This is a genomic window from Mucilaginibacter endophyticus (genome assembly GCF_003351025.1).
Taxonomy (GTDB): Bacteria; Bacteroidota; Bacteroidia; order Sphingobacteriales; family Sphingobacteriaceae; genus Mucilaginibacter; species Mucilaginibacter endophyticus.
Genome location: NZ_QPCG01000016.1, coordinates 1 through 23,621, shown reverse-complemented (window position 1 = coordinate 23,621; position 23,621 = coordinate 1). Strand labels below are relative to the sequence as shown.

Below are 23,621 nucleotides of genomic sequence, written 5' to 3'. Positions count from 1 at the left end.
CAGTTCATGTACAGCGGCCTGGCTTGCCGTTTCAATGGTTTCAGCAGCCTCAATAGCGGCCATTGCGTATTTAACTTCCTCGTAAACACTGGTGAAGGAGCGTTCAGTTGGGAGGTCAGCTTTTTCGATCTCCAGGATGATATACTCCGGCTTAAAATGTGCCAGCGCGATCATTTTCCGGGACTTGAGTGTAACGGTCAGCGGGAATTTTTCTTTTGAATTTTGATCAAAACGTTCGCTGAGTGACTTGATACCGCTGGTATCGGTATATTCTGAAAATAGTGTACCCGGAACAGATTTTAAGGGCTTTTCAAACAGATCGGCGGCATTTTCGCTAAGTTGGACAATGCTTAACTGATCCTTACTCAGCACGAGCAAATAACCATAGTCCTGGACAACATTAATATGGTTGAGCGGCAGGCTGCCACAAAATTCGGAATCATAATTTTTTTTCTTAGCCATCAGCCAAATACAAATTAAAACAGGTAGTAATGATATAGCTAAGAAGTATATCAACAAAAAAGTAACGGCAAACTGAGTTTAGGGAATAGCAGATTGGGTGCTAAAATATTTATTTTTCTTTGAGAAAACAATCTTCCGCTCACATCAGATGGGAGTATCAGGAAGCCCGTCGATGGAACTGGTCAACAGCGATTTCCGGCGTTTGTTCCGATTGGATAAGAGCGGCATAGCTTTCGGCAGTGGATTTGATCTTTCCGTTTACATTGCTCAAGCCTGACTTGAACAAAAAAAGGGCACGTTGCAATTCGTTATAATTTTCCGCGTGCTGGCTGCGGTTTTCTGCCATTTCGGATCGTAACTTTTCTAAATATGCCTTATCCATGTATTCCTTTTTCAAAATTTACCATATGGTAAACCTGCTCCAATAAAAAAAGTTTTTAAATATTACTTCCTTCGTTTAAGGGTAACCTAAAATAAACAGTAGAGTCGGCAACTGTTTCACTTTCCGCCCAGATCGGCTGTTATGACGCTGGATAATTTCCCAGCTTCACTGGCGCCTATCGAGGACAGCTCCATTTCTTTACTCTATACCCATTTGTTTATATTATTTGAGGCGCTTGATGTTGACTCACAACAATTTTTCTGATTTTACACGAAGCAGGTTTCGGGTTAAGGTGCGTGCATACGATGATGGCGTTTCTTGCCTTTCAGGGTTTGCCTATAGCTAACCGTTGTCCTTTAAAACCTTTTGGTCTGTCGGCAGCAATGACAATTATTAAAGCTTGGTAAGCTATGAACAATGTTAAATTTAAATATTGCTTCAACTGATCAAATTTTTTCAGTGTAATTTCATTAGGGAAATATTGGAAACACGGTCTTAGGCTTATCGTTAAAAAACGGGGAAGCCGCGGCAGTAAATACAAACAGAACTTAAGCTCAACCGTAATTTACATGAGTGCAAAGCCAAACTTTTATCTATTCGCAGTTCAGGAAACAATTGTTGAATTTACCGTTGCCTGTTATCATGTTGTTCGTGGTCGTCATGTCCTGCCTCTGGGCGTCCGTGCTCCTGATAGCGGTGCGCGCCACAGGCCGAAAGCATGATGGTAGTTGTAAAAATAATTAACTTAATGGAGATCGTGTTTTTCATAACGGGTTGTTTGTTAGTGCTTTCGAAAGTTTTAAAAGTTTTCAGTGTACCTAATTATGGGCGGTCATTGTCTGCTCCTTTATTTGGAGGGCAGATGTCAGTGTGTGTGCATGCCTGAGCATATCTATTACTTTTTCACCGAGTTGCCTGGATTTACTATTTTTTTTTCACGCTTTTGTAATAGTCATTGTTTAAAGTTGTTAATATCAATTCGCAGGCCAGGCCTTTCGATGTTTCCTCTGGTTTAGTTTCCTTTTTATAACCTGAAAAAATAATCCGCAATATGACCGCGGCATGTAAACATGTCTTAAATCACAGAATGTTATTAAAAGGCCAGTATTCGCTGGGCGTCATATAAATTTCACTTAATAAAAAAAAAGTTGTAGCATTACGTGCAAAATTCAAACGATCTATGGGAGTAGAAATAACAAAGATTTTAAAAAAAAGCCAGGCCGCTTTATTGGAACGCTGGATGAAAAATCAGCTTGCTGACATGGGCCTACGGGAAGACCTGATGAGTAATGAAGATTTACGAGCTGAGTCAGAAGAGCTTATCAATGCACTCGTTAAAAGTTTGAATGAAAAAAACTTGTCCGAGCCTGGCTCATCCGATTTTGACCATGTCATAGAAATTCTCGGAGGAATTTCGATCTCCCGGGCACGTCAGGGTTTTAGTCCACGTGAAACAGGTCTGTCTATTATCAGTCTTAAAGAAGCTTTGATCGAATTATTGCAGGAGTCGGTGACCGATCCCAAAGAACTTGTCGATATCAGCCTGAAACTGCACCGTCTAATGGATAGCTTCGTTATTACAACTTTTGAAACCTTTATTAAAGGTCGTGAAGAGGTTATATTACGTCAAACTGATGAGATTAGCGAAATATCAACCCCAGTTATTAGAGTATGGGAAGGTATTCTGGCTTTGCCAATCATCGGTACCTTGGACAGCGCTCGGACGCAGGTGGTCATGGAAAGCTTATTGACTGAGATCGTTGAATCTGGCAGCAGTGTGGCAATACTTGATATATCCGGGGTTCCTACAGTGGACTCCCTGGTGGCCCAACATTTGTTAAAAACGGTTAGCGCAACCCGTTTGATGGGTGCGGAGTGTATTATCAGCGGCATAAGACCGGAGATCGCGCAGACCATCGTACATTTAGGTATTGATCTGTCTGAGATCGTAACGAAAGCCACCCTAGCGAGCGCCTTGCTATATGCTTTCAAAACATTGCGTCTCGAAGTCCGCAAACCAGCTGTTAAAACAAGTTTTTGATCATAGGTTCTTAGGTAATGGATAGAATTCCTATTTTAAGGATGGGGCCATTTCTGTTGGTGACCATCCAGGTAGACTTATACGACCGCCTTGCACTCGACTTGGAAGCTGATCTGGTCAAAATGGTCAGCAAAACCGGGGCTCAGGGAATATTAATTGATATTTCCGCCGTTAGTATCGTCGATTCTTTCATGGGAAGGATCATTGGCAATATTGGTGTAATGGCAAAACTGCTTGATGCCGAAACTGTCGTAGTAGGCATGCAGCCTGCTGTGGCAATTACTTTAGTCGAACTTGGTTTGCCTTTGAAAGGGGTGTTTACTGCATTGAACGTAGAAAGGGGAATGGATCTCTTGAAATCAAAGATTCAGCTTTTTGAACAAGATGAAACGGATCCTGAAAATGATAGCGACGATCATATCACTGAATAAAGACCCGATGCCTGTGGCACGGGAACAGGACGTGGTGCCGTTTCGGAACCGGGTAAAGGAATATGCCGTGAAAATCAAAATGGGGCTGGTAAACCAGACCAAATTGATCACTGCTGCGAGCGAGCTCGTGCGTAATATGCTGCGTTACGGGGGCGGAGGGGAAGTATTGATCGAGGTCGTAAGTCGCGGTCGGGACAGTGGGATCCGGTTAACTTTTAAGGATGACGGACCGGGTATTCCTGATATCAGCCTTGCCTTGAAAGACGGTTATTCAACCGGAAAGAGCTTAGGGCTTGGATTGCCAGGAACTAAGCGGCTGGTCAATGAATTCGATATTAAAAGTGAAGTTGGGAAGGGCACCAAGGTGACCATAATCAAGTGGGCCAATGGTTGATGCTACATATAAAAGTTTTGATGCTGTTGATAGAAGTTACCATGCGCTCATAAAAAAGCATGCGCATCAATTAGCTTTAAAAGCAGAGCTTCCGGAGACCCGGATGGCTGAGTTGGACATTGTGGTAGCTGAACATACTTCCAATCTGGCAAAATATGCTCAGCAGGGTGAATTGCTAATCGGGCATTTCAAGCAATCGGACAGCGAATATATAGAATTGATCAGCCTGGATAATGGTCCTGGCATGAGTGATGTTCCACGTATGATGGCAGATGGATTTTCCAGTACCAATACTATAGGGCATGGTTTGGGAAGTATAAAGAGATTATCCGATGAATTCGATATTTTTTCTGTCCGCGAGTGGGGTACTATAGTAGTAAGTCGTATCTATAGAACGAAACCCGAATCAAAACGCAGGCAGAAAAGCGATTTTCGTCTTTCTGGCCTGGTGGTTGCTAAGCCTAATGAGAGCACGAGCGGCGATGGCTATTATCTCAAACGAACCGAGACACACATAAAATTATTGGTTGCTGATGGATTGGGACACGGACCAGAGGCGAATCACGCGGTTAACGAAGCAGTCAAAGCTTTTAAAACCTGCCCTCACGATTCGCCGGTCGAAATTATCCGGTACTTGCACCCCGAAGTGCGTAAGACACGTGGCTTGGTGGGAACTGTGGTTTGCATTGATTTGGCAGCGAAGCAAGTAGGGATCGCCGGTGTAGGAAATATTTCCGCGAAATTAATCGGATTATCGAGCTTAAAGAGCCCATTGGCCTACAATGGTATCATAGGCCATAATATACCCAATACCATGAATGACCTTTTAGTTCGCTTCGAAGATTACCATCAATTAACTCTGTGTTCAGATGGTATACGGTCGCGTTGGGAAGCGCAAAAATTTCCCGGACTTGCAAGGGCTGATCTTTCAATACAAGCCGCTGCGATTTATAAAGATAATGCCCGCCGCACAGACGACATGTCGGTGATAACTTTGAAATTTTAAAAGATGATTGAGCTCGCCGCAATTACCCTCGAAAATGAAATGGATCTTACCCTGGCCTATAAACGCTCGATTCGAATTTGTGAAGTTTTGGGTTTGACCATTTCCACGCAAACTGCGTTTGCCACCGCGGTTTCAGAGGTTTGCCGCGAAGTTATAGACAAAGCCGTTGAAGGTAAAGCTGTTCTTGGGGCATTTCAGGAAGACGGCCGTTTCCTTGTAGGTGCGCAGATCAAGGGGCACAATAGTGAACCCTTTGAACGGGGGGGCGGTGGCCTTGAATACGCTCGTAAACTGGTGCCTGTTTTGGAGTTTGCTCAATCTGCAAACGAGGTCAGTATTACCTTAAAATTAGGCATACCCCGCACCGTACGGCTTGACGCAGGTAAGGTGGCGAATGTGAAAAAACAGTTGTCAAAAGAAGGCCCGATCAGCGCTTATGAAGAAGTAAAGCTAAGGAATGCTGAACTGCATCAGTTAAACGAGCAAAAGGAACTGGCGCTGCTGCAATCCAACATTTTAAATGAGCAAAAGAATGAGTTTTTATCGGTTGTTGGCCATGAGTTGAATACGCCACTCACCGTATTACGCTCCTTTACCCAGCTTGCACGAAGAATAGAGGGTGGCAATCACCCTGCGATTGGGAATTATCTCGGTAAAATAGAGCTTCAGATCGCCAAATTAACTTCTTTGGTCCAGCAGTTATTGGACGGTTCAAAAATTGAGAATGGTAAGATCACCTACCACTTGGAAAGTACAAACTTCAATGCTTTTATTACCGAAATAGTGGAAGGTCTGATCCCGACATTTCCTACGCATCAGCTAAGCCTGGAACTTGCTGAAGATTGCGAGGTTGAAATAGATCGTTTACGAATAGAACAGGTCATCAACAATCTGATCAACAACGCCGCAAAGTATTCTAAGGCAGGAACACATATCATTATAAGCACAACAGTTGTCAATAGTTTGTTGATGGTTAGCGTTAAAGATGAAGGTATCGGCATGTCTGAAGAAACAATAGAACAGGTTTTTAAAAAATTTTATAGAAGCAAAGATGTCTCAAAACGCTTCAGCGGTCTGGGAATGGGCTTATACATTGCATCCAGGATCGTCAGGGACCACGATGGTGAGTTTTTAATAGATAGTCAGGAGGGAAAAGGTTCGAAGTTTTCATTCAGCTTGGCGGTTAATTGATGAATTGTTGACAACCTAAAATCAGAGCCCCTCTTTTTCAGGAATTTGAATCCAAAGCATCTTATTGCTGTCATCCCTTTCATGCGAGTGATAAAAAATAAACATTTCATTTTGAAGAATTCGCCTGGCATGAAAGGGATATGATCTTATTGGCCTGACTGGTTAAAGTCGTGTGCGGAACGGCGAGCAGCCGTTCCCTCTGATCGGTTTTCCTGTTGCACGGCAGACACCATAAGTGCTGTTTTTGATCCTGGTCAGAGCGGCGTCCAATTGATCTAATAGCTTCTGCTGTTTCGAAGCCAGTCCGTGGAGATACTCCCTGTATAGAGCAGTTGGCCCAGCTTTCAGCATATGATTGGCTCCGGCCGTATCGTGCGTCCCATTTGGATTTTTGAAGTTGAGCGAAGCCATGATGCTTTCAAGCTCTTCACTGGCTATGTTTTGCTTGTCAAGGATCTATATTACGATCTTGACGTTTTGCTGGTTGCTGTAAAATCACGGAAAACTGAAGTTGAAAGTACTTAAACGGACCAGGATGATTCAAACTGCAAGAGCTTTGCTTGTGCCTACAGATTATCATTACAATAGCGAAGCTGAAGCAACTTACTGATCGCTATTCAAATTCGTTTTGTTTTTCTGCTGCATTTGCAACTGAAGGGAATCGTCAAGTTATTTTTAGTGGAGCGTTTATTAATGTAGACGATCAGCAAGACATAATTTCAGGACTTACATTTGTCAGGATGAAATGCTGTTTTGTTGACTATTAGGTGAAGTTTATTCTTTTAAAGAATAATTTATTTGTATTAAATAGTAATTTTGATATCAAAGATACCTGACCATGCCAATAATAAGAGCTATCCATTTGAAGTGATATTATTTGACGACCCTGAAGGGCTTGAATTTAATTTTTTAATACTTACCCCAGGAACGGGATGTATGATTGCGCAAAAGGAATTCCCTTCAGTACAGAAGTTTGCCGGATCAAATAGGAATTTATTGAGTGTCGACCTGTAAAATGCTATATTTATGCGATGAACAACGCGAGCTTTCAAAACCTGACCGAGCAGCGTTTGACGGTTGAAGAACTCAATAAAATTTATACCGAGAAATGGTGCGTTCCGAGGATTTAACTAGCACACGAAACTTTCATTTTATTTTTAATAGGATTGCATGAAAATCATCAATCACGACTTCAAGTCCCCGCATAATCCGATAATCCTCGAGTTGCAGATCTATTGTAAAAAGCTGATGTTGAATTCAGACTGCAATGGTATTGTTAACCTGTTTGACTTAAAAAGACGAATGCAGCAACACACCGCATTGATCAGCTTAAATTATTCAGACTCTTGTTTGGAAGACATTTATTATCAAGTATATTCTCATCTAACTCAGGAAGTGTTCAGGGTTACCTATAAAGGGGAAATTTTCATTAAAATCGTTGCCCGTAAGAAACAATTTGAATTTGCGTTTAAAGATCTGGATGCAAGTCGCTTTAATTAGGCTGGTAACTTTTTATGGGTTTGGCGCAGGCGTATGTCAAACATCATGTTTCCAGTATAACGTCTTTGGAAGGATCGGACTTTGAAAAGAAAGCAGAACCAAGAAATCACTCAATTTTTAGTTTTGTGAAACAATTTTTATTAGGGATTGTCTCCTTTATTTAGGATTGTTTCGGAACGGTTAAATTGGCAAAACGGGCGCAATTGCGTCCGTTTTTTTTCTTCATTTATCGCTGCATATCCGAAGATGTTGATGAGTGCTTTTGGAAAAATAGTGTATCAAGTTAGTTACGCTTCGTCTATTTTTAACTATAAAAAAAGCCACACTTAATTAAAAGCATGGCCAAGGATTGTGTTATTTAATACCTCTATTAAAATAACAATATGAATACGCTGAAAGCAATCAAAAGGTTTTATGTTTGAAAAAAAGCCCGGCTATGCGGGCTTTGGTTGATGTAGGGTCGTACCAGGGGTATTAAAACTGTCCAACTATTTCAATATAAAGGTAGTTATTAAGTTTGTATTGTTTGTATAGCAGGGATGAAATTTTGATTGTTTTTCTTGCTGAAAATTGACAAAATGGAAATTGTCTCCCCGGTTTGCAAATGATACAAACATTGCACTCATGTGAACCTATTATGCTCCCGCGTGATGTTTTATACCTTTCCTTGGTCAATCAGGTCGCTATTATCATTCCAAAATGTATCGTTGCCGTTCTATTCCGAAGCCGGAACGCCGCATTTGAGGATCAATGAATGGGATACGTGTTGTTCCTGAGCACCATCGCTCAAATTCACAAGATCATTTTCCCATTTGACAACCTTTTTTGTAGCCGACTGTTTCAAATATCTTATTTCCAAAAGCATACCCCTAAAAGTGAAATAGTCTCTCCAGATCAACTCGAAAATGAGCCGCCAGGTGCTTTGGTTTTTCTTAACCTCATTTACATAATTTTTACTTTTTCGTAAATTTCTCTGGGGCATATGCAGCCTAAGCCAGGAATAGAGAGAATTTCGAACTGTAATACAAGTCAGAAAGGTTTCAACTCCGTCGCCAGCCCGTTAACAGCTGAGATTTAAAAGTGTAATATTGTAATCTTTCCAATGCGGCTGACTCACCGCCATCTGAACGGAATTGCCTACTTGTATTCTTCAAATTTAAAACCATATTACGTGCAGGAAGGAAACGGAACGCTTTTGACATGCTTAACTGAGTGGATATTATCGGGAACTTCAAAAGTTTTAGGGGGGCTGCTTTCTGTGACAAAGGTATTTGGTAAGATTTGCTCTTTAAGGCTACAGAACTTATTTTGAAGGGGATATCATCTTTATGATAAAGTGTTTTTCCACAGAAAAGTTAAATGTTACCTAAGGCATGGGTACCTTGAGATGCAGCTAAATCCAAACCTATACGTTGCTCTATTTAATTTTAATAATCGTTATGTAACTTATAAAAAAATATTTACCTTCCTAAGAAACTTCCTTTTATAAAAATTAAGCCTGATTTTATGGACGCCGGCCAATACATTCTAAAAAAATGGCTCATTAAATATGAACAGTTTGTTAAAAGCAAACTGATGCCCCTTGCGGCCGAAGACGAATCGTCCATCGAGTATTGGAAAACGCAGCTTTTTTTTACCTTATTGCTCTATGGCCTGCCAATTAGCCTCATTGCGGCATTTCCAGGCATCTATCTTTCAGTCGCAAACCGTGATATAACCATGGGTGTTGTCGATATCACCACATTTTTAGGCTTCGCAATAATTACGTTTTCCGGCAGGTTAGCCCTGTTCGCCCGTAAAATATTGCTGATCGGATTATTTTACCCACTGGCAATATATCTGATCATCGCCTTCGGCTATGTTGGGCCAGGCATATTTTACCTTTTCGGTTTAACTGTAATCACAACGCTGATCCTTCCTGTTTATTTCGCCTATTGCTCGGTACTGTTGAGCACGGCGATCTTAATATCTATTGCGGTTCTGCTCCCGCAAGGTGCCGGCCAATACGGCCGTCAGCAGGTCACTGGTTCCGGAAGCTGGGTTGCTTTTACTTCTAACCTCCTTTTCCTGAGCGGAATTGCGGTTATACTGATCCATCGCATTATTGATCGGCTCGGGGAAACCTTGTTTAACAAGCAGCAATTGACACAGCGGTATCAGATGTTATTTGAAAAAAGCCCATTACCCATGTGGCTTTTCGATACGGAAACGCTTCAATTTAAAGATGTCAACGAAGCGGCGACGAGGCATTACGGATATTCTCATAGAGAATTTCTCAACAAAAAGATAACTGATATTCGACCTGCTGCTGATAATTTCGCTTTAGCAGAAACGGTACAGGCGAATCGGAAATCGGGTATACCTTATGAGCAATACGCCCGTCATTATAAAAAAAACGGGGAACTGATAGATGTGCGAATAGAAAGTAGCTTGTTGGAAGTGGAAGGCAAGCTGCTAAGGTTGGTTCTTGCTACGGACATAACCGAGATGATTAGGAATGAAAAGGAAATGGCCGCTGCCAATGAGCGTACCCGAAGATCTGAGTCTGACTTAAGAGCGATCTTTGAAAGCACGGTCGACGGGATCGTATTGATTGACGAACACAACCGCGTTAAGCAATTTAACGCCAAAGCGGTAGATTATATCCGATTTCAGGAAATGCCCGAACAATTTGAAATTGGTCGGGGTATTTTCAGCTATGTACCGCGTTTGCTGCACGACGATTTTGCACAGTTGCTATTAAGATCGCAATCCGGTGAAACCGTACAATATGACCGGCAGTACCGGTTATCAGAGGCTATGATGTGGGTACATTATTCTTTGAATCCGGTGTATACCGATGATAAAGTTACGGGCGTTTGTATTACAGGTCGCGATATTACGCCGGTAAAAACTTATGTTACAAAGATCGAACAACAGAACGCCCTTTTCCGTGAGATTGCCTGGACGCAATCTCACGTTGTCCGGGCTCCGATCGCACGTTTACTGGGTTTGTTGCCATTAATCCGAAACCCTGACACCGATGAGGATTACCAGGCAGCGCTTAAATACCTGGAGGAGTCGATCACAGAACTTGACAAAATTGTAAGTGCAGTCATACATAAATCTCACCGGGCGGGGCAAATGCCAAAAATTGTTGAGAAAGATTGACAATTGGTGCAGTCATTACTTTCCAAGCATTGGGCTGCAGCTTTAAACAAATTATGTTACCAGAGACGTCGATAAGATTAAACAAGTGAATGGCAAACAATAACTGGTTCTCCGGATTTACAATCGCCCAACAATCGTAAACATCCCTGTGTTTGCTGGTTAGTTACAGCGGAAGAGCAAACCTAAACGTAGAGCGTTTTTCAGATCTACTCAAATTCTGCCTTTTTATTAGCCTAACAATCTCAGCGCTCAGGTAAAACCGATTAGTTGAATAATGACTAATAAAAAAAAGCCCGCTATGCGGGCCTAATACTAATTTGCGGCGTTTTTCTTATCGGTAACATCTTTACGCAAATCCGTTGCAATGACCTTGATTTGCTGCAACGCGTTGCGAAGGCGTGTTCCTGCTGCTTTGTTGTTTTTCTCATAAAACGCTATTCCCTCTTTTTCCGCGGTCTCTACTAATGCTTTAAGTTTGGCTAATTTTTCCATTTGTATGTTTTTAATTGGTGAAGCGCAGTGCGCAGGTTTCAAATATAGTATTTTGTTCAAACCCGGAAACAACACTTTCTTTCTCCCGCTCTTAACAAAGCCATATTCGCTGTTACAGGATTCTTCAGTTCTCCCGGAAATGCCAATACTTGGTTGCTCAAGCAATGTTACTTAATTCTTTATTTCGTTTAATGGTCGTTCTATTGCCTATATATGCCTAAGTCGAACAATTATCTGGTGATAGATGTTGCCTCGTTTTTCTGATAGTTGATGTCGAAATTTAACGTATAAAACCATTTGCTATGAAAACTATCCTTCGCTTTGAATTTGATTTCCAATTCTGCTATTCAGGATATAATGGACCTCGGAGTAATATTATGGCAAATCCGTTACATACTCGCGAACAGGGGATATGATTAATTTTGAAATCTAAGATTATTTTCTGGATCAAAAGGTGATCAGGAAGTTTGAAGACCTGGAAGACGGGAATGTTTTCTAGGGGCAACGCCTGCAAACAACATACTGTAAAGAGACCATTGAGGTTATGGTGGTAATTTGTGAAGAGAAAATATTCAAAGAAATTTTTCCGCAATATATCCGGGAAAGCCTTTTTTGATGTAAAAAGACAATTTTTTTAAAAGGTTAATTGCTAACGTGTTTAAATTATAAGGAGGCTTACAAATTTGCATCCACGATGAACACCGAGCTTTCTCAAACCGAGTTTCAACACAATTTAAATACTACGCGTAAATACCTGAAACATCAAATGTTACAAACTCTAAAGTATTTGCAACATTCTCGTAAGTATTATAAAATAAAAAATGTTTGTTTTGTGAGAAACTGACAATCTAACCCACGATTATGAAAAAATTTCTCCGCCTTAGCATATTTGTTGCAGTATTACTGTCCGTTACGGGCTTTACCATTGATGATAATCCGCTTCTGGGAAAATGGGAGCATTCCGGCAAATCTCAGGGACAGCCTTTTAATTTAATGGCAATTTTCAGGGCTAATGGAACGTATGATGGGTTTATCAATAAAAAGGAATTTGTAAGTGGTGTTTATCACATGAACCATGATACGTTATATATTGCCGATCCTACCTGCAATGATAAATATAATGGGATTTATAAAATGGAGTTTTTCGGTAAGCTTGATTCGCTCAAATTCCATGTTATTCAGGACACGTGCGTAGGCCGCAGGCAGGCAACAGACGGAAAGGTGTTTAGAAAACTGGTTACAGCAGGTAAATGATCATCAGATGAAAAAGCTTTGCATGATTATCCTGGCGCTTGGCACTGTCCTCATTATTTCGGAAAGCGCATTTAAATCCCCCGACCCTTTAACGCCGGTAACACTTGGCCAAAAATTGTTTTTCGATCCTATCCTTTCCCGTACTAGAAAGATCAGCTGTGCATCATGCCATAAAGAAGAGTTTGCCTTTGCTGATACCTCTGCCGTCAGTTTAGGAGTGCATAACCGGAGAGGTGTGCGTAATACGCCATCAGCCATGAATATGAGCTTACAGGTGGCTTTCTTTTGGGACGGCCGCGCTACCACCCTGGAACAGCAAGCCCTGATCCCGCTTCAAAATCCTATCGAAATGGATTTACCGGTAGCGACAGCCGTATGGAGATTGCAAAGTAATGCTTTTTATAAGGCAGCTTTTCAAACTGTTTTCCATGAGGAAGCCAATGGTGTCAATTTAGCCAAAGCATTATCCGCATTTGAAAGAACGTTAGAAACCGGTGATTCTCCATTTGATGACTGGCGCTTAAATGATAATGAGGCAGCGGTCAGCGAATCGGCAAAACGTGGCTTTGCTATCTTCAATACCAAAGGACGTTGTATCCAATGTCATTTTGGCCCAGACTTCAACGATGTAGAATTTCGTTCCATTGGCCTCTACGACGGCAAAGCATTACGAGATAGCGGCCGCGCCTGTGTAACTAAAAAAGAGAGTGACATAGGCAGGTTTAAGATAGGGGCTTTGCGTAACGTGGCGATTACAGCGCCATATATGCATAATGGTATGTTCAAAACATTACGGCAGGTGATTGACTATTATAATGATCCGGATAAAATTGTTCCGCGCTCCATTAACCGCGATACGCTGCTCAATACGCCAATGGGTTTAACAGAGCCAGAGAAAACCGACCTGGAGAATTTTCTGATTTCTTTAACAGATAAACGTTTCGCGGGGAAATTCAAAAAACTACAGAAATCAAACCAATAAAATCAATTTCAATATGAAAATATCGACTCTATTAAAATCAATATACATTTGCGTGTATTCTTTGGCGCTAATGGGTCTGAGCGCGGGGGCAATAGCACAGGCAGCGGCACAGCCGGACGGTATGGACAAACTGCTTGACTATTCCAGGCCCGGAATGGCGCATTTCCAGTTAGCAAAACTCGCAGGCAGCTGGGCATTTCAGGATGCCAAACTATCTTTTGTTAAAGGCGTTCTTGTGCGAAAGCCGATTTACAATGGCCGGTTTTACCAGGTTGAAATGACCGGGGGGAAGCTGCCGGTACCGGTGGCTGACGGAAAAATGAAAGACGAGTTTTATCAAAGCATGCAGATTGAAGGTTTTGACAACGCGAGAGGAAAATATTTTACTACCGCTATCAATAATCATATTGGAAGCGATATTCAAATGCAAACAGGTAGTTTTGACCCGGCTACGCATACTTTTACCTACGAATGGGATGACGAACTCATTCCCGGACAAACCGGCAAAAACCGTCGGGTATTGACGATCAATGATCCCAATCATTATACCGAGGTGTTTTATGAATTGCGTGATGGTAATTTTGTCAGGACCAGAGAGCTGGATTACACGAGAAAGTGAATTATTATTACTGCTTAAAAATCAGGTCAATACCGCTGATCTGCGGCATTTGGATATTGAGGAAAGCAGGTCGACCGGTTGTTACCTATGGGTGAAATACAATGTGATTAAAGTCAAGATCATATATGATTATTCCAAGAAAGTGAGTGTACCTCAATCCGCTGAAAGCTGGATAGCGTATAAGCAGGTTTCTGATGAAATGCTAAAAATAACGTATGACGATAAACCTTCCCCGTACACAGCCATTTCAAAATATTGGAAGTTTACAGGTCAGGATTTTAGTGGATTCGGTGCCTATAACCTTGATAAGCTCACGTTTTGGGTAGGGCATTGCGAAATCTTAAGCAAGAACAACCCGGTTAAAATTACCGGGTCACTGATAACTGCAGGTGGCCAGCCACCTGCAACCAATGCCAGTTTTAAAATTATTCATTCTTAAATTACCAACAATGAAACGAGATGCCTTTTTACGGATTTTATCCTTAAGCGGTGCTGTCTTGGCTAGCCCGCTTAGTTTAAGTGCCAAGATCTATATAATTTTCAGGGAGAAATCAGGTTTTAAAACGGATGCGGGGGGCGACCGATTTCAAAAACCGATCAGCTTATTTGATGGGGACACTTTTTATACCAAAGTATCATCAAGCGATACTGACGGTGATTTTTATGTATACGAATCGTCGCGGGAAAAAAAAGGCGGCCCCAACCTGCATGTACACCATGGGCAAGACGAATGGTGGTACATTTTGGAGGGTGAGTTCATATTTAAAGTGGGATACAAAATGCACCACGTTAAAGCAGGGGATAGTGTGTTTGGCCCGCGGGGCGTACCTCACGCGTTCTCAAAAATAGGCGAAGGAGTTGGCCGGATGCTCACAACTTTTCAACCGGCCGGTAAAATGGAAGAATGCTTTATTGCGATAAGTAAAGGGGAAATGAAAGGCAAACCCGAGGCGGAACAGGATGAGTTTAGAAAACAACACGGTTTTGAACGCGTGGGCCCGCCAATCGATATATTGAAAGCCTTCTAAGTACAATACCTAATTCAGTGAATAGGAAGTCATGCAAATTACTAATATTCTTATTATAGTTTGTCTGACCATGCTGTATGCTATTGATGCCCAAAGCCAGCACGCAGCTACCAGCAAAGAAAATCGCCATATCACATGCTCGCACTGGATTAGATGGATGAACGATTTTCCGGCTAAACCTTTGGGTTTAGGCGGCTGATTGTGCTGATAGAACTCGATGGCTTTTGGAAAATTTTTGCTGGGCAAATGCCAAACTGGAAAAAGGTATCAAATAAGTAGATACCCCGCCAATCTAAATGAGTTTGCGAGGACCTTAAAGGGCAATTGCTGATTAGCCCCCCGGCAGCCACAGTAGTGTTGTTTTTTTGATTATAACTATATCCTGTTATGAAATTTCTATCTCTGAACCACTATAAGAATTCCAATATGGATAGTATTGAAAGAAGTCCAAGTTATGAATGAGTTGACATGGTATTTTATACTTTAATTTTCGAAAAAGCTTTACTGTCGAATAAAATTATGCTCGGTGATGTGGTTATTTTCCGCACGTAATTGTGGAGCACCATACCCAGCCTGGGTAATTTGAGCACATGGAGCGTTTTTTAACTTTCTCTAATCACTGAATGACAGCCTCGGTATTGATTTTGTTATGCGTAGTCTGTTTTGTGACTACGTCCGGCGTGGAATTAAGATTTTCGATCGTAATTGAGTTTTTTGATTTACATGCTTAACGGAAACCTTGTGCCGGTGTGGTCTATATTTTACTGATTAATTTTAAACATATGCTTTGCGAGATGAATATACATCATCATTCAACGCCTGAGGCCATCAAGGACTTGCTGGTATTTAAATTGCCTCCTCCATTTAACCAATCTGTGACCATTGACGATTTGGATGTCATGATAACTATAAATCCAGAAGTAAGTGACATCTTTGTTATTTTCGATAAATTACAAAGGATCATTTCGGACATGCTCATTGAAGCAACTGAAATTTCCGGCTCGTTTGCAATATTCCTTTTAACTGAAAAGGCGAGCCGCAGTTTCCATGTCGACATTTAAGAATACAAAAGAACGGCATTGTTTAAGTATTTGATAGCTCAACTTTGAAATGTCAGAGATCTGATTCAGTAAAACCTGGAAATAGTTGGTGACGTAATCTTTAGGTGAAGTTGCTTAGCAAACTCTGCAATTCTTTTTTTACTAATATTATATTGGTAATTGACGGCAGGGGCTAATCCGTACAGGCAAAAAAAGTGTGGACACCATAAATCAGACACCCGTTTGTGCGAGTTGTTTTAATTGATTGATTACAGTTTCGCCTCCCCACAAAAATACGCTTTCAGTATTATAAGAGTAACCGACTTTGAAAGCTCTGTTGCTGATCATTGATTTAAGGCGCTCTTCGTATAGCTTCCGTTTGACTTGTATCCGTTTCTGAAGTTCCATCTGCAACCACTTTTATTATCATACGCTTATAGGGATGATATTGTTTTGTAATTATATAAACATTTGATTATCAGGCTTATTTTAAACATTTAACAGAAATTTATTGGGATATTACCTGCGTTTTAGATGTGCAAAAAAAGTTTTTGTAGGAGCAAGTGGTCTGCAGATTAACCGGCTAAAACGGAAATTTTCACAGTCTATGCTTAAAAATTTATCAGTTCTCTGTACAGACTAGTATGAATGCCCTTTAAATGCCGTTCCCTCCGGCAGCATTTTGATTGATCGCGATAGCTAACTACCGGTTATACCGTTTGACCAGCAATCTAAGGTACGCTGCCGTTTGATCAGACAGCATATTCCTATCTACCCTCCACCGCCAATTGCCGGTTTTTGACGCAGGAACGTTGATCCGGCTTTTTTCATCAAGGCCCAGGATATCCTGTAAAGGGCTAATAGCTATGGCTGCCACTGAGGCATAGCAGGTTTCCAGCATCAGCCGATTCACATTTTTCCTGGTCACCTTGGTCCTGAAATAAGTGTTAAGGTGCTGGCGTTCCTCTGCCGTAGCGTCGTTTTTTAACCAGCCAAGTAATGTATTATTATCATGGGTGCCGGTATAGGTGATGCTGTTTAACACGTGATTGTGGGGCGCGTGTACGGAGACCGGCATATCTCTTCCGAAAGCATACTGTAAAACATTCATTCCCGGAAAAGCAAATTCGTCACGAAGCTCGTAAACGTTTTTGTCGATATCCCCGAGATCTTCGGCAATAAAGGGGATATCTCCGAGTGCTTTCTTCAAAGCCTGAAAGATCTTTGCCCCGGGACCGAATTTCCAAGTACCGTGAATGGCATTTTTTTCGCCAGCCGGAACTTCCCAAAAACGCTGGAATCCCCGGAAATGATCTAACCTGATCAAATCGAAGAATTCCATATTCTTTTTTATTCTTGCGAGCCACCAGGCATATCCGGTTGCCCGGTGTTCCGGCCATTTATAAACCGGCATATTCCACAATTGCCCGCCTGCATTAAAATAGTCGGGAGGTACGCCGGCTACGCCGGCAAGGTTTTTATCCTGATCCAGTTTAAACAGTTCAGGATGAGACCACACATCGACGGAATCATAACTAACATAAAAGGGAAGGTCACCTATAAACTTTAGCCCGGTTTGATGTCCCAATAATTTCAATGCCTGCCATTGGCGGAAAAAAATAAATTGCCGCCACATCGAATGATCGATCTCGTGCACCTGCTGGCGTTGAAATAATTCAATAGCCTTCTTTCTACGATATTTAAGGTCATCAGGCCATTCATACCAGGGGATACCGTTATAGTACTTTTTAATGGATTCAAACAATGCGAAGTTATAGAGCCAGGGCCGTTCCTTCACCTTAAAATCTTCAAATTGCTTTTGCAAAGGATTGTCTTTGGTCAGCTTAAAACGTGTATAAGCTGTATCTAGCAATTCGCTTTTGATCATAACAGCCCGATCGTAATTAACCATGGAATTACTCGATCGCCTGAACTTTGCTGTCTCCTCTGCAGTTAACCAGCCCTCATTTACCAAATCGTCCGGGCTGATCAGCAAAGTGTTGCCTGCCACACTCGATATCGAACTATAAGGCGAATGGCCTGAAGCTTGACTCGTAGCGTTTAGCGGCAGCAACTGCCAATAGCGTTGGTGCGAATGTGCAAGGAATTTTAGAAATCTTCGTGCTTCAGGGCCTATGTCTCCGATACTGTAAGGAGATGGGAGCGAGGTGATATGCAGGATAATGCCTGCACCGCGTTTTTCTGAAACAGGCTCTGATTTAAATAAAAGCAAAGGCAAGGTTTGCAAATATTCATTTAAAGGTATTGCAGTGTCCAGCAATACCTTTTCATTTGTCAAGACAGAAGTCCATTGTAAAGGCGCATCGGGCGGCAGCATGACTTTGGTATCTGCCCAACCTTCATCCTCCCAACTTATCGCCGCGGTATGGAGGGCTGAAATGCTGATAATCCATTGCCGCTGATATACCCGTGCAAATGCGACGAAATGGGATTTAAATTTACCCTCCACTTGGAGTGGAATGTAACTGCCGAGGTTAAATAGCGACGGGTTAAGCTTCCGTTCTGCTAAAAGCTTTTCTGTCAGCCATAATTTTAGTAAGCCATCTTCCTTGTTTTGCCAAATCGCTTCGTTCTTAAAACTTTTGATCTTACGGAGTGAAGATGCCCGCAGTTCATAGTCAACGGGCCTCCGGTTATCGGGGTCTACCAGGCTGAAATCCCAAAGCTCACAGCCCTGGTAAGTGTCCGGGACGCCCGGTGATGTGAATTTTAACAACACCTGCGTGAGCGAATTGTTGATGAAGGCGTCGGATATCGTGTACTGGAACTTCCTAAGACTTTTCAAAAATTCCGCGCTGCCAAGTAATTTGCGTGCAAATAGCAGCGTCCCTTGCTCATATTGATCATCCGGTTCAGCCCACTGGGTATGCAGTTTTGCTTCCCTAAGCGCCTTTGTTAGATATTGCTCCAGCCTTGTGCCCAACTCAATATCAGGTTCCTTGTTAAGCTCGATAAAACCAACCAGGGTTTGATAGATCAGATATTCGTCGTTGTTATCGGGGATATTCCCGGTTTTAAATTGCTGGTTTGTTTTCCGCCAGACATTAACCTGTTCAAACCATTTCTCGGGAATTTCTGTTAAAACGTTCAGCCTGGCCCTAACATCTTCGCTGCGTTTAGTATCGTGTGTGGCAGTACCATTCATCGAAAGCGGCCAGCTTGCCTGCCTCTCGATCATGCAGGCATGAAATTGCTTAACGTTTATTCCAAACTCCTCTGGGGAATCACCAACCTCGTTATGCCCGATGAATCTGTCATAAGTATACATCAGCGTATCTTCAACGCCCTTAGCCATCAAAGGTCCAGTAAACTGCATGCAACGCTGGAAGAAGAACAAGATATCAGCTTGGTTATTAATAGGATTAAAGGCGGTAAACAATTCGTTCAGGTAAAACGCTGTTTCTTCAAGTTCCGGTTTCGCCGCCGCTACCTGTCGGAATATTTCCTTCAAAACATCAGCCTCAGCAAATTGGAGTGGAAGTCGGTTGTTATAGTAACGGTATACCGGACAGTGGATCAGAAAAGCGCCGATTGTCGCTTTCCATTTTTCCTTTTTAATAGTTTGCAGATTTGGTTGGGTTATTGGGATTTTATGGAATAGCCGGTACAAGTTGTCAAGTTCCCCTGCCATGTGGCCGTAAAGTATTTCGCTTTTCTTTTCGATCATCGACCGGCTGACCGGTTTGCTGTCGGTCGCGAAGCGCTTGTAAAAATCGGTGAACAATTTTTTACTACGGGTCTCGGTAAGAAGATTATTGACAATACCAAGGAAGTCATAACCCGTATTGCCCTGTACTGGCCATTGCTGTGGAAAGTGTTCACCCTGTTCAAGTATCTTTTCTACCACGATGTAAACCTGATCGCCGGCGAGTGTCCTCAACCTGTTCAGATAAGTTGTCGGATCGAACAAGCCGTCAATATGATCGACGCGCAAACCCTGGATCAGGTCTCCTTCAAGCAGAGTTTTCAAAAAACTATGATAGGTATGGAAAACATTTTCATCCTGTATATTTAGGCATATCAAACCGTTGACCGTAAAAAAGCGTCTATAGTTAATTTTATAGTCAGTATCCTTCCAGAAGCTTAGTAAATAATGCTGTTGATCAATGACTTTTCTCAGCCGTTCAGAATCTCGATTGATCCCAGCTATAATGGATTCAACATATGCTTTCGAGTCATTATTTAAATTCCGTAACGCATTTCCCAATGGCTGGACAGAATCTCTGCTGCTAAAATCGGACAGCAATCGTACCAATTCAACGGGTTTAGCATCTTCCGATTCCAGTATTTTTAGAACTGATTCTTGATTCAACGGATAGCCTTGCCCGAGATAATCGATCGTAAAATTCCCGGCTGCGTATTTAATTTGAACCTTATAGCTATTAATCGCCTCATCAAGCGGTTCGCCCAGGAAAGGCGCCATCAGTTTTCCGTCAAAAGCGGGATTTTCCCAGTCAATATCAAAAAAGCTAACGTAATCGGAGGATTGACCTTTTTCCAATACGTCCGCAAGCCAGAGGTTACCGGGATCAAAAGCCATATGATTAGGTACTATGTCCTGCAGCCAATTCATGCCGAAACTTTTCAACTTCGAGCGTATTGCCTGAAGTTCTTCCAATGTGCCTATTTCCGGATTGATCCTGTAAGGATTAATTACATCATAGCCGTGCATACTGCCTTTCGTAGCCTCAAAAATCGGTGAGGCGTAAATGGTCACCACACCTAACTCATGTAGGTAAGGGATGATTTCCATGAAATTTTTAAAGTTGAAATCCTTGTGGAATTGTATACGGTATGTGGAAACAGGATTAAACATATTCTTCAAATATTAAAATGCTTTGAGCTGGAATGACAATCAGGGAAGATGTTAGAAACGCATCGTTGTTAATGACTGGTCCACCCCATGCTGCAGAAGCTGAATTGAAAATGATCGCGACGTTCTCCTTGAATGCAGGCAGCATACATTCTCTGTCCCGGGTTGAGAAGTTGAGCAGACAGTGGATCTTTTTTTCGTCGCCCCACCTGGTTAAAAGCAGCGTATTGTTGATTTTATTGGAGATAACCTCCATATTTCGCCTGTTCGGAACACGCAAAACAGGATGGGATTTGCGAAGGTTGAGCAGTGCCTGGTAATAGTTAAACATAGTCCGATGGATTCCTGAACGGGCTTTTTCCCATTGCAATTTCGAGCGATGGAAGGTGTTTTCATCTTGCGGATCGGGAACTTCTCCTTCCGTATGGAAAGCTTCAAATTCTGCTTTTCGTCCCTTTTGTACCGCCGTGATCAGTTCCTGATCCGTGTGACTCACAAAATATAGAAAGGGATTGGATTCAGCATATTCTTCGCCCATGAACAGCAGCGGCAAAAAGGGGCTGACCATAACAGACGCCGCCATCAGTTTCTGCATTTCAAAACTGAACAAGGCCGATGACCTTTCCCCAAGCATACGGTTACCGACCTGGTCATGGTTTTGTGAGAATACCACGAATTGCTGACCTTGGTTACCAACTGGGTCGGTGCCAAATGTTTTTTGGCGATCTTCAGAATAGCGGCCGTGGTATACATAAGCATGTTCAAATGCGGCGGCGAGATCGTCAATACCATTAAAGTCACCATAATAGCCCTCTCGCTTGCCACCTGCACTAATCCGTAACGCGTGATGGAACTCATCGATCCATTGGCTGTCCAGTCCGTAGCCTCGNATCGATCCATTGGCTGTCCAGTCCGTAGCCTCGCTCTTTGAGCGGATCGATAAAACGGTGATCGTTCAAGTCGCATTCCGCGATCAGGTAATGTGACCTTCCGGTACTTTGCATCAAATCATTGAGCGCCGTTTTTAATTCTTTCAGCACGTGTACAGGGCTGAAGTCTTTAATGGCATGAACAGCATCCAATCTCAAGGCGTCGATATGGAAATCACGGCACCACATTAATGCGTTTTCAATGACATAGCGTCTAACCTCGTCACAACCCGCATCATCGAAGTTGATAGCATTTCCCCAGGGTGTTTTGTATTTGTCCGTAAAGTAAGGACCATACTTTCCGAAGTAATTGCCCTCAGGCCCGATATGGTTATAAACTACATCCAAAATCACGGCCAGGCCTTTCCTGTGACATTGATCCACGAGTCGCTGCAATCCAGCCGGACCGCCGTATGAATTATGTACGGCATAAGGAAAAACACCATCATAACCCCAATTTCGATCTCCGGGAAATTGTGCGACAGGCATGAGCTCGATGGCTGTGATACCCAGCGCAACCAAATAATCCAATTTTTTAGCGATACCATCAAATGTGCCCTCTGGTGTAAATGTGCCTGTATGCAGCTCATAGATCAGGTAGTTTTGTAGCGGAATATTTTCCCAATTCTGATCCGTCCATTTCATACCCGATACATCGAATGCGGATGAGGCTGCATGTACGCCGTCCGGCTGGTACAGAGAATGAATGTCAGGCCATGTTTCACCGTCGATAATCACGTGATAATTCATTCCGGGGCGAAGCTCTCCTGTGCGCATTTGCCAATAGCCGTGTGTCGTTTGTTCCAGTAACAGATCGTTGCCGGCATCAGGGCGAATTGCTACCTGCTTTGCCTGTGGCACCCATAGCAAAATCTCGGCTATGCCGGCTTCAAAATTCACGCCTAAAGTCCTTCTATTCATCATTACCCTGCTTTTGTCTGATTGTATCGTCTTTTAACAGTACCACAGACCGGCCTTCAACATGAACCGTTTCCTGTGGGTTATAAAGTCTGTCGGGGGCTGTATCGGAATTACTCGTGTCGAGAACGACCTTCCATTGCCTGCCATAAGTTTCATGAGGAAGTTTATAATCTAAGCCGAGGTCATGCGCGTTAAAGACCAGGTAAAAAGTATCGTCCACAACCTGTTTGCCATCGGAACCGACGCCATGAATTCCATTGCCGTTGAGATATATAGCCACAGACTTTGCATAGTTCTGTTGCCAGTGGTTTTCTTCCATCTGTGTTCCGTCCGGAAGGAACCAGGCGATATCTTCTATGTTCGATTCATTGACAGCGACGCCTTTGAACCATTCTTTTCTGGAAAAGACGGAGTGGCTGTTCCGTAAATTGATCAGTTTTCTGGTGAATTCCAGGAGTTCATGATCTGCTGATTCCCAGTTGATCCAGGAGATTTCGTTGTCCTGGCAATATGCATTGTTATTACCTTGCTGGGTACGGCTGATTTCGTCACCCGCAACGAGCATGGGCACGCCCTGCGACAGGAAGAGCGTAGTCAGGAGATTTCTTTTTTGACGCTGCCTTAAACTGATAATGTCCGGATCGTCAGTTGGTCCCTCGGCGCCGCAATTCCAGGACCTGTTGTGGCTTTCCCCGTCTTTATTACCTTCCCCGTTAGCTTCGTTGTGTTTTTCATTATAGGATACCAGGTCGTTAAGCGTAAAGCCATCATGCGCGGTAATGAAATTGATACTCGCCGTAGGGCGGCGGTAATCTTTATAAAGGTCGGCGCTGCCTGTTACGCGGTCCGCGAACTCTGGTAAGGTATTCTCCGAGCCGCTCCAGTAGTCCCTTATGCAATCGCGGTACTTTCCGTTCCATTCCGCCCAGCCCGGAGGGAACTTACCTACCTGGTAACCGCCTTCA

Annotated in this window: 18 protein-coding genes and 2 pseudogenes; 13 read left to right on the top strand and 7 right to left on the bottom strand. The window is 42.6% G+C overall.

What is annotated here, in order from left to right:
• Positions 1 to 462: pseudogene (locus DUL71_RS31460) on the bottom strand (GAF domain-containing protein); the annotation flags it as partial.
• Positions 463 to 619: 157 nt separating this feature from the next.
• On the bottom strand, positions 620 to 859 hold the full coding sequence (locus DUL71_RS31455; protein WP_154402535.1) for a hypothetical protein: 240 nt from the start codon (positions 857 to 859) through the stop codon (positions 620 to 622).
• A gap of 1,165 nt (positions 860 to 2,024) precedes the next feature.
• Between DUL71_RS31455 and DUL71_RS31450 the strand changes: the two genes are divergently transcribed.
• The 6 genes from DUL71_RS31450 to DUL71_RS31405 all read left to right on the top strand — a co-directional run bounded on the left by DUL71_RS31450 (position 2,025) and on the right by DUL71_RS31405 (position 10,557).
• The gene (locus tag DUL71_RS31450) at positions 2,025 to 2,885 is read left to right on the top strand and encodes an STAS domain-containing protein (protein WP_114941769.1); all 861 of its coding nucleotides are present in this window, start codon (positions 2,025 to 2,027) and stop codon (positions 2,883 to 2,885) included.
• A 17-nt stretch (positions 2,886 to 2,902) separates the two neighbouring features.
• Positions 2,903 to 3,316, top strand: coding sequence for an STAS domain-containing protein (locus tag DUL71_RS31445; RefSeq protein ID WP_114941768.1), 414 nt, complete (start codon positions 2,903 to 2,905; stop codon positions 3,314 to 3,316).
• Complete coding sequence (locus tag DUL71_RS31440; protein ID WP_244228899.1) at positions 3,270 to 3,710, top strand: anti-sigma regulatory factor; 441 nt, start codon at positions 3,270 to 3,272, stop codon at positions 3,708 to 3,710. The genes DUL71_RS31445 and DUL71_RS31440 overlap by 47 nt, the downstream gene beginning before the upstream one ends.
• Positions 3,703 to 4,716: an ATP-binding protein gene (locus DUL71_RS31435; protein ID WP_114941766.1), complete on the top strand. Its 1,014-nt coding sequence runs from the start codon at positions 3,703 to 3,705 to the stop codon at positions 4,714 to 4,716. The genes DUL71_RS31440 and DUL71_RS31435 overlap by 8 nt, the downstream gene beginning before the upstream one ends.
• 3 nt (positions 4,717 to 4,719) lie before the next feature.
• Positions 4,720 to 5,907, top strand: a complete 1,188-nt coding sequence (locus tag DUL71_RS31430) for a sensor histidine kinase (protein WP_114941765.1) — start codon at positions 4,720 to 4,722, stop codon at positions 5,905 to 5,907.
• A 3,006-nt stretch (positions 5,908 to 8,913) separates the two neighbouring features.
• Positions 8,914 to 10,557, top strand: a complete 1,644-nt coding sequence (locus DUL71_RS31405) for a PAS domain-containing protein (RefSeq protein WP_114941761.1) — start codon at positions 8,914 to 8,916, stop codon at positions 10,555 to 10,557.
• Positions 10,558 to 10,869: 312 nt separating this feature from the next.
• Here DUL71_RS31405 and DUL71_RS31400 read toward each other — a convergent pair whose 3' ends face one another.
• Positions 10,870 to 11,049, bottom strand: coding sequence for a histone H1 (locus DUL71_RS31400; protein ID WP_114941771.1), 180 nt, complete (start codon positions 11,047 to 11,049; stop codon positions 10,870 to 10,872).
• A gap of 861 nt (positions 11,050 to 11,910) precedes the next feature.
• On the opposite strand from DUL71_RS31400, the gene DUL71_RS31395 reads away from it, so the two are divergent.
• From DUL71_RS31395 to DUL71_RS31370, 7 genes are all read left to right on the top strand, one after another.
• A complete protein-coding gene (locus tag DUL71_RS31395) occupies positions 11,911 to 12,303 on the top strand; it encodes a hypothetical protein (protein ID WP_114941760.1) in 393 nt (130 codons plus the stop codon).
• A gap of 7 nt (positions 12,304 to 12,310) precedes the next feature.
• Positions 12,311 to 13,285, top strand: a complete 975-nt coding sequence (locus tag DUL71_RS31390) for a cytochrome-c peroxidase (RefSeq protein WP_114941759.1) — start codon at positions 12,311 to 12,313, stop codon at positions 13,283 to 13,285.
• A gap of 13 nt (positions 13,286 to 13,298) precedes the next feature.
• Positions 13,299 to 13,904 carry a DUF1579 family protein gene (locus DUL71_RS31385; RefSeq protein WP_114941758.1) on the top strand — a complete coding sequence of 202 codons (606 nt, stop codon included), beginning with the start codon at positions 13,299 to 13,301 and terminating at the stop codon, positions 13,902 to 13,904.
• Between the two features lie 199 nt (positions 13,905 to 14,103).
• On the top strand, positions 14,104 to 14,343 hold the full coding sequence (locus tag DUL71_RS32250) for a hypothetical protein (protein ID WP_161964552.1): 240 nt from the start codon (positions 14,104 to 14,106) through the stop codon (positions 14,341 to 14,343).
• 58 nt (positions 14,344 to 14,401) lie between these two features.
• The gene (locus DUL71_RS31375; protein ID WP_244228898.1) at positions 14,402 to 14,932 is read left to right on the top strand and encodes a cupin domain-containing protein; all 531 of its coding nucleotides are present in this window, start codon (positions 14,402 to 14,404) and stop codon (positions 14,930 to 14,932) included.
• A gap of 31 nt (positions 14,933 to 14,963) precedes the next feature.
• Positions 14,964 to 15,131 (top strand): hypothetical protein, encoded by a 168-nt coding sequence (locus tag DUL71_RS32150; RefSeq protein WP_154402532.1) that lies wholly within the window; start codon positions 14,964 to 14,966, stop codon positions 15,129 to 15,131.
• Positions 15,132 to 15,726: 595 nt separating this feature from the next.
• On the top strand, positions 15,727 to 15,993 hold the full coding sequence (locus DUL71_RS31370) for a hypothetical protein (RefSeq protein ID WP_114941755.1): 267 nt from the start codon (positions 15,727 to 15,729) through the stop codon (positions 15,991 to 15,993).
• A gap of 682 nt (positions 15,994 to 16,675) precedes the next feature.
• On the opposite strand, the gene treY is transcribed toward DUL71_RS31370, so the two are convergent.
• The 4 genes and pseudogenes from treY to DUL71_RS32245 form a co-directional block, all read right to left on the bottom strand.
• Entirely contained in the window at positions 16,676 to 20,746 is a 4,071-nt protein-coding gene (gene treY, locus DUL71_RS31365; protein ID WP_244228897.1) for a malto-oligosyltrehalose synthase, read from the bottom strand.
• 55 nt (positions 20,747 to 20,801) lie between these two features.
• Positions 20,802 to 21,440, bottom strand: a complete 639-nt coding sequence (locus DUL71_RS32615; protein WP_244228896.1) for an alpha-amylase family protein — start codon at positions 21,438 to 21,440, stop codon at positions 20,802 to 20,804.
• A 220-nt stretch (positions 21,441 to 21,660) separates the two neighbouring features.
• Positions 21,661 to 22,380: an alpha-amylase family glycosyl hydrolase gene (locus tag DUL71_RS32610; RefSeq protein WP_425270991.1), complete on the bottom strand. Its 720-nt coding sequence runs from the start codon at positions 22,378 to 22,380 to the stop codon at positions 21,661 to 21,663.
• Positions 22,381 to 22,648: 268 nt separating this feature from the next.
• A pseudogene (locus DUL71_RS32245) lies at positions 22,649 to 23,621 on the bottom strand (glycogen debranching protein GlgX); the annotation flags it as partial.